This is a genomic window from Streptomyces sp. NBC_00637 (genome assembly GCF_045161545.1).
Classification (GTDB): domain Bacteria; phylum Actinomycetota; class Actinomycetes; order Streptomycetales; family Streptomycetaceae; genus Streptomyces.
The window spans coordinates 2005933-2022176 of the sequence record NZ_CP109046.1; the positions used below are offsets into that span (position 1 = coordinate 2005933).

At 68.7% G+C, this 16244-nt stretch carries 9 protein-coding genes and 1 pseudogene; 4 read left to right on the plus strand and 6 right to left on the minus strand.

Annotation, left to right across the window (positions count from 1 at the left end; translation table 11 throughout):
• Positions 1 to 305: 305 nt before the first annotated feature.
• From OG440_RS08545 to OG440_RS08555, 3 genes and pseudogenes are all read left to right on the plus strand, one after another.
• Positions 306 to 4100, plus strand: a complete 3795-nt coding sequence (locus OG440_RS08545) for a GH92 family glycosyl hydrolase (protein ID WP_406006239.1) — start codon at positions 306 to 308, stop codon at positions 4098 to 4100.
• Between the two features lie 109 nt (positions 4101 to 4209).
• Complete coding sequence (locus OG440_RS08550) at positions 4210 to 4734, plus strand: hypothetical protein (protein WP_406006240.1); 525 nt, start codon at positions 4210 to 4212, stop codon at positions 4732 to 4734.
• A gap of 26 nt (positions 4735 to 4760) precedes the next feature.
• Positions 4761 to 6888 (plus strand): annotated as a pseudogene (locus tag OG440_RS08555) (alpha-glucuronidase).
• Here OG440_RS08555 and OG440_RS08560 read toward each other — a convergent pair.
• The 6 genes from OG440_RS08560 to OG440_RS08585 all read right to left on the minus strand — a co-directional run bounded on the left by OG440_RS08560 (position 6882) and on the right by OG440_RS08585 (position 14916).
• The gene (locus tag OG440_RS08560) at positions 6882 to 8927 is read right to left on the minus strand and encodes a beta-galactosidase (protein WP_406006241.1); all 2046 of its coding nucleotides are present in this window, start codon (positions 8925 to 8927) and stop codon (positions 6882 to 6884) included. The pseudogene OG440_RS08555 and the gene OG440_RS08560 overlap by 7 nt on opposite strands.
• Positions 8924 to 9610, minus strand: coding sequence for a hypothetical protein (locus tag OG440_RS08565; RefSeq protein ID WP_406006242.1), 687 nt, complete (start codon positions 9608 to 9610; stop codon positions 8924 to 8926). Before OG440_RS08565 ends, OG440_RS08560 begins: the two co-directional genes overlap by 4 nt.
• 208 nt (positions 9611 to 9818) lie before the next feature.
• Complete coding sequence (locus OG440_RS08570; RefSeq protein ID WP_406006243.1) at positions 9819 to 11327, minus strand: GH39 family glycosyl hydrolase; 1509 nt, start codon at positions 11325 to 11327, stop codon at positions 9819 to 9821.
• On the minus strand, positions 11324 to 12979 hold the full coding sequence (locus OG440_RS08575; RefSeq protein WP_406006244.1) for an extracellular solute-binding protein: 1656 nt from the start codon (positions 12977 to 12979) through the stop codon (positions 11324 to 11326). The genes OG440_RS08570 and OG440_RS08575 overlap by 4 nt, the downstream gene beginning before the upstream one ends.
• A gap of 33 nt (positions 12980 to 13012) precedes the next feature.
• Positions 13013 to 13927, minus strand: a complete 915-nt coding sequence (locus OG440_RS08580; RefSeq protein WP_406006245.1) for a carbohydrate ABC transporter permease — start codon at positions 13925 to 13927, stop codon at positions 13013 to 13015.
• A complete protein-coding gene (locus OG440_RS08585) occupies positions 13924 to 14916 on the minus strand; it encodes an ABC transporter permease (RefSeq protein ID WP_406006246.1) in 993 nt (330 codons plus the stop codon). The genes OG440_RS08580 and OG440_RS08585 overlap by 4 nt, the downstream gene beginning before the upstream one ends.
• Before the next feature lie 272 nt (positions 14917 to 15188).
• Between OG440_RS08585 and OG440_RS08590 the strand changes: the two genes are divergently transcribed.
• Positions 15189 to 16181: an acetylxylan esterase gene (locus OG440_RS08590; RefSeq protein WP_406006247.1), complete on the plus strand. Its 993-nt coding sequence runs from the start codon at positions 15189 to 15191 to the stop codon at positions 16179 to 16181.
• Positions 16182 to 16244 lie beyond the last annotated feature (63 nt).

Below are 16244 nucleotides of genomic sequence, written 5' to 3' on the forward strand. Positions count from 1 at the left end.
CGTACGGATCGCGCGTTCGGACGGCATCGCCGGAATCGGACGGTGAATCGCCGACAGGTATAGTCCACTTCCTGCCAACGGAGCAAGATCGAACGCAAGGTTGGCCATGGGTCTTTTCCGAGTTGAGACCTCCAGGAAATATGACCGGCCGGTGGGTGGCTTGCCGGAGATTCGTATGACATGAGCCTCGCCTGGCGCAATCAACATCCTTGACATCACTGTCCACTTGGCCACCTACTGATTCCTGCGCAACTCGAGGACAACGTTGTCCGGGGCGTTGTCCGGTGCGGGGAGGGTGCTCACGCATGCAACGGATCGGGCGGTTGCGGGCGGTCGTGATCACGGCCGCTCTGGTCATGACGGTCGGCGCGCAGGGGACGGCGGTCGCGCTGCCCTCCCCCGTGCCGGTACCCGGCCGGGGGTTCGCCTCGTCCTTCGAGGCAGGTGAACGCGCCCCCGACTGGCAGAGCACCGTCGACACGACGCCCGGCGGCGGCAAACGGGCCTCGGGGGTGGACGGCGGCTACGGCGGCGGGCTCCCGGGAGAGGTGACCGACAGAGTCACGGACGTCCGGGCGAGCGCGGAGAACACGGCCGGCGGCGAGGTGAAGGAGAACCTCGTCGACGGCGAGGCAAGCACCAAGTGGCTGGCGTTCGCGTCCACCGGGTGGGTCGAGTTCGACCTCGACGAGCCCGCGCCGGTGAGCACGTACGCCCTCACCTCGGCCAACGACGTCGCCGAGCGCGACCCCGCCGACTGGACCCTCTTGGGCTCGGCGGACGGCGCCACCTGGACACCCCTCGACACCCGCTCCGGGGAATCCTTCGCCGAGCGGTTCCAGACGCGTACCTACAACCTGGCGGCCCCGGCGTCGTATCGGCACTTCCGCTTGGAGATCACCCGCAATCACGGCGCCGGGATCCTCCAGCTGGCCGACGTGCGGTTCGGCACGGGCGGCGGCGACGAGCCCGTGCCGCCGGACATGCTCAGCGTCGTCGACCGGGGGCCGAGCGGCTCACCGACGGCGAAGGCGGGTGCCGGGTTCAGCGGGCGACGTGCGCTGCGGTACGCGGGTCGGCACACGGCTTCCGGCCACGCGTACTCGTACAACAAGATTTTCGACGTGAACGTCCGGGTCGGTTCCCGCACGCAGCTGGCGTACCGGATCTTCCCGGGGATGGCTGAAGGCGACCGTGACTACGCGGCCACCAACGTTTCCGTCGACCTCGCTTTCACGGACGGCACGTACCTGAGCGGGCTCGGGGCGAGTGATCAGTACGGCTTCCCGCTGTCGCCTCGCGGCCAGGGCGCCTCGAAGGTGCTGTACGTCAACCAGTGGAACGACGTGGTGTCGGGGATCGGGACGGTGGCGGCCGGGAAGACGGTCGACCGGATCCTTCTGGCCTACGACTCCCCCGGCGGGCCGGCCCGGTTCAGGGGCTGGGTGGACGACATCGCGCTCCGCACCGTCGCCCCCGAGACGCCGAAGTCGCATCTGTCGGACTACGCGGTGACCACCCGCGGCACCAACTCCAGCGGGAGTTTCTCGCGTGGGAACACGTTTCCCGCGACGGCCGTGCCGCACGGCTTCAACTTCTGGACGCCGGTGACCAACGCCTCCTCACTCGGCTGGCTGTACGACTACGCGCGGGCGAACAACGCGGACAATCTGCCCACGATCCAGGCGTTCAGCGCGAGCCACGAGCCGAGTCCCTGGATGGGTGACCGCCAGACGTTCCAGATGATGCCATCGGCCGCGGCCGGCGTCCCGGACACCGGACGGACGGCACGGGCCCTGGCCTTCCGGCACGAGAACGAGACCGCCCGCCCGTACTACTACGGAGTCCGTTTCGAGAACGGTCTCACGGCGGAGATGGCACCGACCGATCACGCGGCCGCCCTGCGCTTCACCTATCCGGGCTCGGACGCGAGCGTCGTCTTCGACAACGTCACCGACCAGGCGGGGTTGACCCTGGACAAGGAAACCGGTGTCGTCACGGGTTACTCGGACGTGAAGTCGGGACTGTCGACGGGTGCCACCCGGCTGTTCGTGTACGGCGAGTTCGACGCCCCCGTGACGGATGGCTCGTCGAGCGGCGTAAAGGGTTACCTGCGTTTCGACGCGGGCGCGGACCGCACCGTCACCCTGCGCCTGGCGACCTCGCTGATCGGTGTCGACCAGGCTCGCGACAACCTCCGCCAGGAGATCCCGCAGGACACCGACTTCGACACGGTCAGGCAGCGGGCCCAGCGGCAGTGGGACAGGCTGCTCGGCACCGTGGAGGTCGAGGGGGCGAGCCAGGACCAGCTCACGACCCTGTACTCCAGCCTGTACCGGCTCTACCTGTACCCCAACTCCGGTTTCGAGAAGGTCGGTTCGACGTACCGGTACGCGTCGCCCTTCTCGCCGATGCCGGGTCCGGACACCCCGACGCACACCGGCGCGAAGATCGTGGACGGCAAGGTGTACGTGAACAACGGGTTCTGGGACACCTACCGGACGACCTGGCCGGCCTACGCCCTGCTGACGCCCACCCAGGCCGGTGTACTCACGGACGGGTTCGTCCAGCAGTACAAGGACGGCGGCTGGACCTCACGCTGGTCCTCGCCCGGGTACGCCGACCTGATGACCGGTACCTCGTCCGACGTCGCCTTCGCGGACGCGTTCGTCAAGGGGGTCGGCTTCGACGCCAAGGCCGCGTACGAGGCCGCCCTGAAGAACGCGACGGTGGTGCCCCCGGCGTCGGGGGTGGGCCGCAAGGGCATGTCCACCTCGCCCTTCCTCGGCTACACGGACACGGCCACCCACGAGGGCCTGTCGTGGGCACTGGAGGGTTACCTCAACGACTACGGCATCGCCCGCATGGGCCAGGCCCTGTACCGGCAGACCGGCGAGAAGCGCTACCAGGAGGAATCCGACTACTTCCGCAACCGCGCCCAGGGCTATGTGCACCTCTTCGACCCGAAGGCCGGCTTCTTCCAGGGCAAGGACGACAAGGGCGACTGGCGGGTCGCTTCGGACAGCTACGACCCGCGGGTGTGGGGGTACGACTACACCGAGACCAACGGCTGGGGCTACGCCTTCACCGCCCCGCAGGACAGCCGCGGCCTGGCCAACCTGTACGGCGGCCGCGACGGTCTCGCGAAGAAGCTCGACACCTACTTCGCCACCCCGGAAACCGCTTCCCCGGAGTTTGTGGGTTCGTACGGCGGCGTCATCCATGAGATGACGGAGGCGCGGGACGTGCGGATGGGCATGTACGGGCACTCCAACCAGGTCGCCCACCACTCGATCTACATGTACGACGCGGCCGGCCAGCCCTGGCAGGCGCAGGCGAAGGCCCGCGAGGTGCTCGCACGGCTCTACGCCGGCAGCTCGATCGGGCAGGGCTACCACGGCGACGAGGACAACGGCGAGCAGTCGGCCTGGTACCTGTTCTCCGCGCTCGGCTTCTATCCGCTGGTGATGGGAAGCGGCGAGTACGCCGTCGGCTCACCGTTGTTCACCAAGGCGACCGTGCACCTGGAGAACGGCAAGGATCTGGTGGTCAAGGCACCGAAGAACAGCGCGAAGAACGTGTACGTACAAGGGCTGAAGGTCAACGGCCGCGCGTGGACGTCGACTTCGCTGCCTCACACGCTGCTCGCCAAGGGCGGGGTCCTGGAGTTCAGCATGGGACCGCGGCCCTCGTCGTGGGGGTCCGGGAAGAAGGCGGGCCCGGTCTCGATCACTCAGGACGACAAGGTGCCGACGCCGCGCACGGACGTGCTCAAGGGAGCGGGCGCACTGTTCGACGACACGTCCGCCACACGGGAAACGGTGTCGGGAACGGTTGCCCTGCCGGTCACGGGCGGTACGAAGGCGGTGCAGTACACCCTCACGTCCGCCGACCACGCCCAAGCGCCGAAGAGTTGGGTGCTCCAGGGTTCCGCGGACGGGCTGACGTGGACCGACCTGGATCGACGCGCCGACCAGAGCTTCCCGTGGGACCGGCAGACACGCGCCTTCACGCTCCAGCACCCGGGCACGTACACGCACTACCGGCTGGTCCTCGACGACGGCCAAGTCAGCCTGGCCGAAGTCGAGTTGTTGTCCTGATCCGGTAACCGACGGCGAAGGCCCGCTGTACCGGGCGTCCCCCGTGTTCCAGAATGCTCAGGCCGCCCGGGTACACCGGGCGGCCCGTCGCGGAGGGGGAATGCGGTACATGAGCATCATCAAACGGTTCACGGGACTTCTCGCGGGTGCTGCGCTGGGTGCGGGGGCCCTGTTCGCGACGGCGGCTCCGGCGCAGGCGTACAGCCCGAACCCGGCGTTCAACTCCTACTACTACGACACCGGCAACTGCCCGTGCAGCGGTGGCAACCTCACCGACCCGTTCGACAACACCTACTTCGCGAACGACGCCGGCGGCCTGGCGGTGAAGATGGAGCTGACCAGCTCGGGCGCGTTCGTCGGCAAGGTCGAGTTCCACCCCAACGACGAGAAGCTGTGGGTGTACGACACCGCCAACGACGGTGACACCTACTACGTCAAGGTCGGTTACACGTCCGGCGGCGTGGCCCACGACCTGGGCACCTTCAGCCCGCCCGGCACCACGGCGGTGCTGGACTACCAGGTCCTGGACTTCGACCTGCCCGAAGGCGCTTACGTGGACATTTCCGTCTACGACGACGCGGCGCTCACCGACCTCATCGGCGCCGCCCGCGGCACCGGATCGGCCATCGCCTAGGCAGCCCGCATCACCCGGGAGGGACCATGCCGCTCACCGTGCCCGCCCTGATCGAGGGGATCGACCCCGCCTGGCTGCCACCGGAGGCGTTCCGCCCGATGGGGCGCCGACGCACGCTGGTCGAAGGCTCGGGCCCACTGGTCGACACGGTGCACGGTGAAGTGGCCCACGCCTGCGCGCGGTTCGGCGGCGAAGTGGTCGTACGGGGCGCATCGTCCACCTCGTCCTCGTACGACCTCGTGCTGCGATTGACCGACGGCGACTGCCCTGGTGACGCAGCTCCGGGTCTCGCCGCCGGCCCGGGTCCCGGAGGTGCCAGGGGCCGAGGCGAACTCGCCGGCCCGACGGCCTCCGGCGGACCGCGTGGCCCGGGCGGCACGGGCGAGCTCGGCGAACCGGACGCGGAAGGGTTTGTCATCGAGCGCGCCGACGGGACCACCGTCATCACGGCGAGCGGTCAACCCGGCCTGTTGTACGGCCTGTTCCATGTCGTGCGGCTCGGTGAGGACGCCTTCCGTGGCACGCGGGTGCGTGAGGTGCATCGCCCGGCGACGGCGCTGCGGATGCTGGACCACTGGGACAACGTGGCCGTCCATCCGGTCATGGGCCAGGTGGAACGCGGGTACGCGGGCGGCTCCCTCTTCTGGCGGGACGGGCGGGCCCGCGCGGAGCCGGAACGCGTTCGGGCCTACGCCAGGCTTCTCGCGGCCTGCGGGATCAACGCCGTCTCGGTCAACAACGTCAACGTGCACGAGACCGAGGCGCACCTTCTCACCGACCGGATCGGCGAAGTCGCGGACATCGCGCGCACATTGCGTCCGTACGGGATCCGCACGCATCTGTCCGTGACCTTCGCCGCGCCGGTCGTGCTCGGCGGGCTGTCCACCGCCGACCCGCTGGAGGAGGCGGTGCGCGGCTGGTGGGGGCGGGCGGCGCGGGAGGTGTACGCGGTGATCCCGGACTTCGGCGGGTTCGTGGTGAAGGCCGATTCGGAGGGCCGGCCGGGCCCGTTCACGTACGGCCGCTCACACACGGACGGCGCGAACATGCTGGCCGCGGCTCTCGCTCCGCACGGCGGCACCGTCCATTGGCGGGCGTTCGTGTACGACCACCGCCAGGACTGGCGGGACCGTACGACGGACCGGGCGCGGGCCGCGTACGACCATTTCGCGCCTCTGGACGGGAAGTTCGCCGAGAACGTCGTGCTCCAGGTGAAGCACGGGCCGATGGACTTCCAGGTGCGTGAGCCGGTCTCGCCGGTGCTGGGAGCGCTGCCTCGCACACGGGTCGCGGTGGAGGTGCAGGCCACGCAGGAGTACACCGGGCAGCAACGGCACGTGTGCTGGCTGGGACCGATGTGGAGCGAGGCGTTGCGCTTTCAGCCGGAGGGTGAACAGCAGCCCGCTGTCTTGGAGTTGGCGCAGGGCGGGCTGGTGGCGGTCGCCAACGTCGGTGACGACCCGTTCTGGACCGGGCATCCGCTGGCGCAGGCGAACCTCTACACCTTCGGCCGGCTCGCCTGGCACCCGGATGCCGACCCGCGCCGGATCCTGGACGAGTGGATCGCGCTCACGTTTCCGACGGCTTCCGAGCAGCTGGCGGCCGGGTTGCGAGCGGTGCTGCACGGCTCGTGGCGCACCTACGAGAAGTACACCGCGCCGCTCGGCGTCGGCTTCATGGTCCAACCGGGCCACCACTACGGACCGAGTGTCGACGGCTACGAGTACACCTCCTGGGGGACGTACCACTTCGCCGACCGGGACGGTATCGGCGTCGACCGGAGCGCGGCCACCGGCACGGGCTACGCGGCGCAGTACGCCAAGCCCTGGGCCGAGCTGTACGAGTCGGCCGCGTCGTGCCCCGACGAGCTGCTGCTGTTCTTCCATCACGTGCCGTACGGGCATGTGCTGAGGAGCGGGAAAACGGTTGTGCAGCCATATCTACGACACGCACTTCGAGGGCGTGGAGGAAGCCGAGGAGGCCCGCCGGGTGTGGGCGGGCCTCGCGGACCTGATGGAACCGGCGTGGCACGCGCGCGTGGCGGAACGGTACGAGGAACAGGTGCGCGGCGCACGCGAATGGCGGGACCAGGTGAACAGCTACTTCCTGCGGAAGTCCGGGATCCCGGACGGCCGGGGACGCACGATCTACTGAAGCCGGAGAACGGCCACGCCCAGCGGGTCGAGGGCGAGCACGTCGCCCTGTTCGACCCGCTTGCCGGTGAGGAGGTCGGTCGCGGCCGCGTGGGCCGGCATCCGGACGGACTCGGGAACGTGGTTGAGGAGAAAGAGGAAACGGGTTCCGTCGGCCGTGACGCGGGTGGCGCTCTCGACGGCGGGATGGCCGGCGTAGGGGCCGATCAGGTCATGGCGGGCGAGGACCCGGCGGACGACGTGGTCGACGCCGGGCTGGTCGAGGGCGGTCGCCACGTACCAGGCCTGTCCCGCGCCGAAGGGGTGACGGGTCACGGCCGGGGTGCCGGCGTAGAAGTCGGCGCCGTAGATGGCGATCGGTTCGGCGCCGCGGAGCTGCACGATCTCGAAGACGAGACGGGCCGACGTCGCGAACTCACCTATGAGGACCGGCTGTTCGACATGATCGTGTCGGGCGTCCCATTCGTCGACACGGATGCCCATGAGGGGGGCCAGGGGACCGGGGACGTCGGCGAGGAAGGCGCGGTCGTGTTCGTCGCAGCGGGCGGTGAGGAAGGTGGCGAGGACGGTGCCGCCTCGTCGGGCCACCGCCTCCAGCCGTTTCGCCAGGTCTCCCCGGACCAGGTGGAGCACCGGGGCGAGGACCACGTCGTACGGCGTGAGATCGGCGGTCACCCCGACGACGTCGACGTCGGCCCCGGCTTCGCGGGCGGCCCGGTAGTAAGCGTGTACGACGTCCTGGTAGCGGACCAGTCGCGAGGGGCCGTCGGAGATCTCGAGCGCCCACCAGCTGTCCCAGTCGAAGAGGAGCGCGGTGCGGGCCGGGGTCCGGGCGCCCAGGGTGGCCGCTCCGAGCTCGCTCAGTTCCCGCCCGAGGGCGGCGACCTCGCGGAACACGCGGGTGTCGGCGCGGCCGGCGTGCCCGATCACCGCACCGTGGTACTTCTCGCAGGCGCCGCGTGAGGCGCGCATCTGGAAGTAGAGGGCGGCGTCCGCCCCGTGCGCGATGGCCTGCCAGGTCGCGAGGCGGAGTTCGCCCGGGCGGCGCAGGGGGTTCACGTCACGGCAGGCGGTGGTGGACGGCGTCTGCTCCATCAGCCAGAAGGGGGCGCCGCCCTTGAGGCCGCGCATCAGGTCGTGGGCGAAGGCAGGTCGGGTGGGCGGGGCGTCGAGGGGCGGGTAGTTGTCCCAGGAGGCGAAGTCGAGGTGGGGCGCCCAGCGGTGATAGTCGAGCGGACGGTAGGTGCCCATCAGGTTGGTGGTGACGGGCGTGTCGGCGTCGTGGGCGCGGATCGCCTTCTTCTCGCCGACGAAGCAGCCGAGCAAGGCGTCGGTCATGAAGCGCCGGTAGTCGAGGGTGACGCCCTGGAAGGCGGTGTGGTCGGGACCTCGCCAGTGTTCGGTGAGGGCGCTCGGCGGCTCGATCTGGTCCCAGTCGGTGTAGCGGTGCGACCAGAACGTCGTCCACCAGGCGCCGTTGAGCGCGTCGAGTGTGCCGTGCCGTTCCCGCAGCCAGCGGCGGAAGGCGTCGGCGCACAGGTCGCAGTAACACGCTCCGCCGTACTCGTTGTTGATGTGCCAGGCCAGTAATGCCGGGTGCTCGGCGTACCGTTCGGCGAGACGTCCGGCCATAGCCATGGCCGACCGCCGGTACTCGGGTGAGCTGGGACAGAAGTTGTGCCGTTGACCGTGTCGATGTCGGCGGCCCTCGAAGTCGGTGCGGTTGACCTCGGGGTACTTCTTCGCGAGCCAGGGTGGGAGGGCGGCGGTCCCGGTGGCGAGGCAGACCTGCCGCCCCTCGGCGGCGGCGCGGTCGAGGATGCCGTCGAGGACCGAGAAGTCGTAAACGCTTTCATCAGGTTGCGTGAGCGACCAGATGAAGACGCCCACGGTGAGGGTGTCGACACCGGCCTGGGTGAACAGGCGGTGGTCCTCGTCCCAGACGTCCCGCGGCCACTGCTCGGGGCAGTAGTCGCCGCCGTACGGGATCCTGGCGGTGTGCGGGAGACGGCCGCCGCTTCCGGTGTCGGGCTCGGTCATACGGTGAAGTCCTCCTGAGTCTCGACGATCACCGGCTCGCTCGACCTGAGCAGGGAGAGCAGCAGGGGTGCGGCCAGCAGAGCGGGCAGGGCTTCCGTGAGCAGAGTGGTCAGACCGCCGGCCAGGGCGAGCAGGGAGGCCGCGGCGAGAGTGGCGCGCCGGCGCCGGAGCAGGAAGTACGCGGCGAGACGGACGGTGTCACGGGCGCGAAACGCGAACAGCGAGGTGAGGACGAGCGCGTGGGCGCCCCAGAGGAGGGAGACCACCCCGATCACCCCGAGGAGCACCGCCCACCAGCCGGGCAGTCCGGTCTCGGCGAAGTGGATGAGCGTGAACGCGATCACGGTGAGCCAGGCCAGCAGGGGTGCCCAGAGCTTCAGCGCGGGACGGGTGTTGAGCCGCCAGCCTCTCAGGTAGTCGCGGGCCGGGTGGAGGTCGGTGAGGTCGCGGCTGCGGTGGTGCAGGGCGTACAGCGCGGCGGAGAGGGCCGGGCCGAGCGGTAGCAGACAGCCGGCGGCGAGGGGCAGGTTCGCCGGGTCGGGGCCCAGGAAAAACAGGCCGACGAGTCCGGGGGCGGCCGTCGCGAGGAGGAGGGCCTCGACGGCGAGGAGGGTGTGCAGGAGGGCGGCGGCGCGGGACAGGGGCCCGATGCCGAAGCCGCCCACGCTGGTCGCGGTGCTCATGAGGCTCTCCTTGCCGTCGGCGGGCTGCGGGGGGGGAAACCGGTTCCGCAACGGTTCAGCCGGCCGCCCGGGTGGCTCTGCCGCGGAGTGGTGGCCGGCCGGGCCGGAAACCGGTTTCGACATCGCTCGCGCCGCCGCTCATCAGGCCGTTGTGCCTGCGCGGGGCGCCCGGGGGCGGGGGAAATCGGTGTCGAAACGCTTACCGCCCTCATGTCGCCGTCCCGCCGAGCAGGCGTCGTTCGTCCCACCAGGCAGGTGTCTCGTCAGCGACCGGGGTGAGTTCTACGAGGGTGATCTCATGGCGGGTCAGCGTGAGGTCCAGGTCGACGCGGCCCTCCCTCGCGGGCAGCCGCCGGTGGGCGCGTGCGGGTTCGGACGCCTCGTGCAGGACGTCCAGCTGTCCGGGCTTCGGCGAACGCGGACTGCCCATGTGCCGCCAGGCGGTCCAGGCGTTTCCGTGCTCGTCGTCGACGGTGGACCGGCGGACGAACACCTCGCCCGCCCCGACCGGAAGGGAGAGCCGCAGCACGTGCCGGTCGGGGCCGGGGATCTCGCCGGTCGGATCGACGGGCGCCCAGGCCAGGACCGTGATCCGGCCGTCCGGGTGGCGGGTGACCAGGTGGTCGTCGCCGAGGGCGAGCAGGTCGGGGCCCATCCGCGCCATGAACGCGTACAGGTGGTACGTCGGTTTCCTGATCTGCCGGTGGGTGAGCAGTCCGAACCCGCCGTGGAAGAGAGCCGTGGGCACACCGGTCTCCTCGAACATGTCGCTGAACGTCCAGTACGAGAACGAGTCGGTGTGGTCGCCGCCGTGCGCGAGGACGGGCGCCAGGTAAGCGGCGTGGAAAGCGGTGTCGTGGATCGGGTTGTCGGGACGGTAGGAGGAGTTGAACTCGGTGATGTGGACCGGCAGGTCTGCCAGCCGGGTGCCCTTGAGGAGTACGCGGGGTGTGGCGAACTGGTCGAGGAGGTCGGATGCCGGGGCCAGGGTCTGGTGGACCCCGAACGGTACGTGCTGCGCGGGTCCCGAGCTGTAGGCGTGTTTCGACACGAAGTCGACCGGCACCTCCCGGTGTTCCGCGAACTCGGCGAAGCGCTCCAGCCAGTCGTCGGCGCCCGGGGAGATCGCCGGGCCCCCGACCTGGAGGCCGGCGTCCACCTCCTTCACCGCGTGTGCGGTGACCTCGTACAAGCGGTGGTACGCCGTCTCGTCCGCGTCCTGCCAGAAGTCGGGCAGGTTCGGCTCGTTCCACACCTCGATCGGCCAGGTCCGGACCTCGTCGAGGCCATAGCGGTCGACAAGGTGGGCGATGGTGGAGCGCACCAGCGCGGCCCACTCGCGGTGGGAGCGGGGCGGTGTGACATTGCCCCGCCACCAGAAGACGGTGCGGCTTCCGGAGGCCAGCTCTGCGGGCATGAAGCCGAGTTCGAGAAAGGGGCGGATGCCGGCCGCGAGATAGGCGTCGACGATCTGGTCGACGTAGGTGAACGAGTGGTGGACGTGACGGACGCCCTCATGGTCGTACGGGCGGTGGACGCCCATGCCGTCACTGAACAGGCCGTGGCCGCGAATGTGCCGGAATCCGATGTCGCGCTGTATCAGGGCGAGGGAGTCCTGGTAGTCGCGGCGCAGGGCGAGTTCGACCCGGCCGGTGCCCACACAGTGTCGCCAGGCGTCGGAGAGCCGGCCTGTCGGCTCGGCGGGAACAGTCGTCACCCGTTCTCCTTCTGGAAGCGTTCACGCGCCTTGTTGTGCAGGCCGACGAGCTGATCCATGTTCTTGGCCTTCAACTCGGAGACGTAGTCGTCCCATTCGGACAGCGGGCGCTTGCCCATGGCGAACTTGAGCGTGTTCTGGGTGACGTGGTCCCTCAGGGGGGTGTCCCACAGCGATGCCTGCTCCTGCTCCACGGACTGCAACGGGTGAGCCGGGTCGATCGGCAGTTCCTCGCGCTGGGCCATCGCGTCCTGGAACTTCTTCTCGTCGGGGCTGAAGGAAGAGGAGACCAGTGCCCAGCTGCCGCCGTAGGTGAACACACCGTTGAAGAATCCGTAGTCCTTCTGCAGGTCCTTCGGGGCGTCCGGGTTCGAACCCATGAGGCTGATGCCGGGCTCCAGCGTGTACTGGTCACCGGTCCGGGTGTAAGTGACGTCCTGGACCCCCCACTTGGCGAACCGCTGCCCCTCGTCCGCGTACCAGAGCCAGTCGACGAACTGCATCATCGCGACGAAGGTGTCGCTCTTGAGGGCCTTGGCGGAGACCATGACACCGTTTTCCAGCCGAGCGCCGCCCAGCACCACCGGGCCGGCCGGGCCGAGGGGCACCGGCACCATCTCGATCTTCGCTCCGCTCACCTGTTTCTCCAGGTTGTAGCGGTATTTCTGGACCAGCTCCTGCGGGTTGGCGCTGATCGCGAAGCATTTCTCACCCAGCAGCTTCTGCACCGCGTCCTCGTCCGTCTGGGTGAAGCTCTCCGGGTCCATCAGCTTCTCGGCCACCAGCTTTCTCAGGTACTCGACCATCTGGCGGTAGCCGTCCCTGGCGCCGGTGAAGACGAACTTCCCGGCCGTCTGGTCGAAACTGATGTTGTCGTAGGTCCAGCCCGCCTTCACGCCGTACGCCTGGCCGAGGTAGCTGAGCAACGCGGCCGCCGGGAAAGGTGTGTTGGTGCTCCAGCGGTCGCTGAAGGGGTAGCGGTCGGGGTATTCGGCCTTGAGCGCCTTGAAGACCTCGTACACCTCGTCCCAGGTGGTGGGCAGGCTCAGGCCGAGTCTTTCCAGGACGTCCGTGCGCAAGGACAGCGAGTAGCCGGACTTGGCCTTCTCGTGCAGGCCGGGGAGGAGGTAGTACTTGCCGTCGGACTGCCGGATGGAGTCGAGCTCCGGCTCCAGCTTCCATTTTCTGACCTTGTCCTGGAAGTTGGGCATGAGGTGCACGTACTCGCTCACCGGGAGGATCGCTCCCGACGAGACGAAGGCGACTTCGGAGGGGTGGTACGTCTTGGGGATCAGGAACGGGGCGTCACCCGCGCCGATGAGGACGCTGCGCTTCTTCTCGTAGTCGCTCAGCGGAACGTCGACGGGTTTCAGCGTGATGCCGGTGCGCTGGGTGAGTTCCTTCCAGAAGAGCCAGCTGTTCTTCAACGGGTAACCCGGGTTGTTGTTGTGCAGGACCGAGAAGGAAAGCGGTTTCGACGCTTTGAACTGCTGGCCGGCACGGTATTCCTTCATCGCGCCGTTCTGTTTCTTGGACAGGTCCTTCGAGTCCCCTTCGTCGTCGCCGCTGCCACACCCGGTGAGAGTGGTGAGGCCGATGAAGCCTGCCGCGGCGAGGATCTGGCGTCGGGACAGTTGACCGGCGTTCTTCACGGATGCTCCCTTGTTCCGTAGGAGGTACGGCTCTCAGCCCTTGACCGCGCCGAGCATCACGCCCGACACGAAATAGCGCTGGACGAACGGGTACACACAGAGAATGGGCAGCGAGGTCAGCACGATCGTGACCGCCTGGATGTTCGCCCCCACCTGGCTCAACTCCTCCGTGGCTGCTCCCGCGTTGCCGCCCGTCGTGGCACCGGAGAGCATGTTGCGCAGGTAGACGGTGACCGGCATGAGGTCGCTCCGGTCCATGTAGAGGTACGCGGAGAACCAGGAGTTCCAGAAGGACACCGAGTAGAAGAGCACCATCGTCGCGATGACGGCCTTGGAGAGCGGCAGCACGACCCTGAGCAGAATGCCGTAGGTGCTCAGGCCGTCGATCTCCGCGGCCTCCTCCAGTTCGGTCGGCAGGCTCTCGAAGAAGGCCTTCATGACCAGCAGGTTGAAGACACTGATCGCGTTGGGCAGCGCGATCGCCCAGACGGAGTTCTTCAGGCCGAGGCTGGTGACGAGGACGTAGTTCGGGATGAGGCCGCCGGTGAAGAACATGGTGAACACGGCGACTCCGACGAGGACGCCCCGCCCCTTGAGGTTCCTCTTCGACAGGACATAGGCGTAGCAGGTCGTGAGAACCATGGCGATGACGGTGGAGACGACCGTGTAGAGCACGGTGTTTGCGTAGTTGCGCCAGAACATCGAGTCGTGGAAAACGATTCTGTAGGTGGTGAGGTTGAACCCCTCCGGCCACAGAGTCACCTCACCGGCACGGATCTGGCGTTCCCCGCTGAACGACCGGGCGATGATGTTGACGAAGGGGTAGAGGGTCACCAGGACGACGAGGGTGAGAATCACGCCGTTCACGCCGTGGAAGACGCGGTGCCCCCGCGTGGGCTGGTGCGCGGAGGCGCGCGGACGCGAAGTACGGGACGTCAGAAGGCTCACCACAGGCTCGTCCCCACCGTGCGACGCGACAACTGGTTCGCGCCGGTGACCAGCACCAGGCCGATGATCGCCTCGAACAGACCGATCGCGGCGGCGTAGCTGAAACTGTTGGACTCGACGCCGGCCCGGTAGAGGTAGGTCGAGACCACGTCGGCCGTCGGGTAGGTCAGCGGGTTGTAGAGCAGCAGGACCTTCTCGAAGCCGACCGCCATGAACGTGCCGATGTTCAGGATCAGCAACGTGACCATGGTCGGGCGGATACCGGGCAGGGTGACATGCCAGATCTGCCGCCAGCGGCTCGCGCCGTCGATCCGGGCGGCCTCATAGAGGTTTTCGTCGATCGTGGTGAGCGCGGCGAGGTAGAGGATCGTGCCCCACCCCGCGGTCTGCCAGATCTCCGAGCCGACGTAGATCGTGCGGAACCAGCCGGGTTCCTGGATGAACCGGACCGGATCACGGCCGAACCAGTCCAGCACATGGTTGACCGGGCCGTCCGTCGCCAGCATCTGCAGGGTGACGCCCGCGACGATCACGATCGACAGGAAGTGCGGAAGGTACGAAACCGATTGCACGAACCGTTTCAGCGAGCGTCGGCGCACCTCGTTGAGCAGCAGCGCCAGGACGATCGGGATGGGGAAACAGAACACCAGCGTCAGTCCGCCGAGCCACAGGGTGTTGCGGAAGACCTGCCAGAAGGTGGGGTCGGTGAGGAACATCCGCACATAGCGCAGTCCCACCCACTGCTCCCCCAGGATCGAACCGCCCGGCTCGAAGCGGCGGAACGCGATCACGTTTCCGATCATCGGCAGGTAACGGAAGACCAGGAAGAACATCAGCGGCAGCACGGCCAGCGAGTACAGCTGCCAGTCCCGGCGCAGTGACCGCCGCCAGCCGCGGCGCGCGGAGACCGGACGCGCGGGCCCGTGCCGGGTCTTGGGCGACGGGTCCTGGGTTCCTGGAGGTGGGGCCGATGTGGTGGAGGTGCTCATGCTCGGGCCTCCCGGGGCGTACTTCGAAACGCTCGATTCGCCGACGCGTGATCTCGAAACTTTCGTGCCCTTACCGGTAACTCTGCGGCAACGTACGGGCACACGGAAAGCGCTGTCAATGGGTGCTGCACGGTGGGCTGGTGGGACGACGCAAGGCGTTGGATTCCGCAACGGGCGGGGTAGAACCGGGAAGTCGAGTGCTACCGTCCACCGCAAATTTCTGGCTGAGCCACGCAACGATCGACCGCTCCCGACTCCTGCGAGGTGCCCTCGTGCCCGCGTTCGACCTGCCGCCGGCGGAACTGCGACGCCACCGCCCCGAGCCCGACGAGCCCGACGACTTCGACACGTTCTGGAGGGACACTCTTAAGCAGGCCGGGCAGCGCGCCCCGCTGGTGTCGGTACACCCCGTCGAAACCGGTCTCCGCCTCACGAACACCTGGGACGTGACCTTCCGGGGCTTCACGGGGGATCCGGTGCGCGCCTGGTTCAGCCTGCCGGCGGGTGCGCGGGAACCGCTTCCGGTGGTTGTCGAATTCGTCGGCTACGGACGCGGCCGGGGTCTCCCCCACGAACGTCTGACGTGGGTGAACGCCGGGTACGCCCACCTGCTGATGGACAACCGCGGTCAGGGCGACCAGTACGGCAACGGGGGTGCCACCCCGGACCCGCACGCCACCGCGCCCGGCGGACCCGGTCCGGCGGTGCGCGGCCTTCTCTCCCCGCGCGACTACCACTACCGCCGACTGATCACGGACGCGGTGCGCGCGGTGACGGCGGCTCGGGCGCTGCCGGGTGTCGACTCCGCCCGCGCGGTCGCCGTCGGCAACAGCCAGGGCGGCGGACTCGCCCTCGCCGTCGCGGGCCTGGTCCCCGACCTGGCCGCCGTCCTGGTCACGGCCCCACTCCTGTGCGGCATCCGGCGCGCACTGGACCTCACCGACATGGGTCCGTACGGCGAGATCGCCTCCTACCTCTCCGTCCACCGCGGAGTCGAGGAAACCGCATACCGCACGCTTTCCTACGTGGAAGGCGTTTCCTTCGCCCGCCGCGCCCAGGCCCCCGCCCACTTCGGCACAGGCCTGCGCGACACGGTCTGTCCGCCGAGCGGGGCGTACGCCGCGTTCAACCGGTACGGGGAGCTGAGCGACGGCGCCGATCCCCGGAGGGAGATGTCCGCGTATCCGTTCAACGGGCACGAAGGCGGTGAGGCAGAACAGGTGGCACGCCAACTCCGCTGGCTGGCAGCCATATTGGGCGGCTGACGTCCTGCACGTCACGCCGCCGTCCGCTCACGACAGCCGATGCCGCGCGTGGCCCCCGGGACC

Excerpts from the sequence above, each read along its gene's own strand:
- OG440_RS08545 (WP_406006239.1), top strand. The coding sequence starts at position 306 with ATGCAACGGATCGGGCGGTTGCGGGCGGTCGTGATCACGGCCGCTCTG.
- OG440_RS08550 (WP_406006240.1), top strand. The coding sequence starts at position 4,210 with ATGAGCATCATCAAACGGTTCACGGGACTTCTCGCGGGTGCTGCGCTG.
- OG440_RS08560 (WP_406006241.1), bottom strand. The coding sequence starts at position 8,927 with ATGACCGAGCCCGACACCGGAAGCGGCGGCCGTCTCCCGCACACCGCC.
- OG440_RS08565 (WP_406006242.1), bottom strand. The coding sequence starts at position 9,610 with ATGAGCACCGCGACCAGCGTGGGCGGCTTCGGCATCGGGCCCCTGTCC.
- OG440_RS08585 (WP_406006246.1), bottom strand. The coding sequence starts at position 14,916 with ATGAGCACCTCCACCACATCGGCCCCACCTCCAGGAACCCAGGACCCG.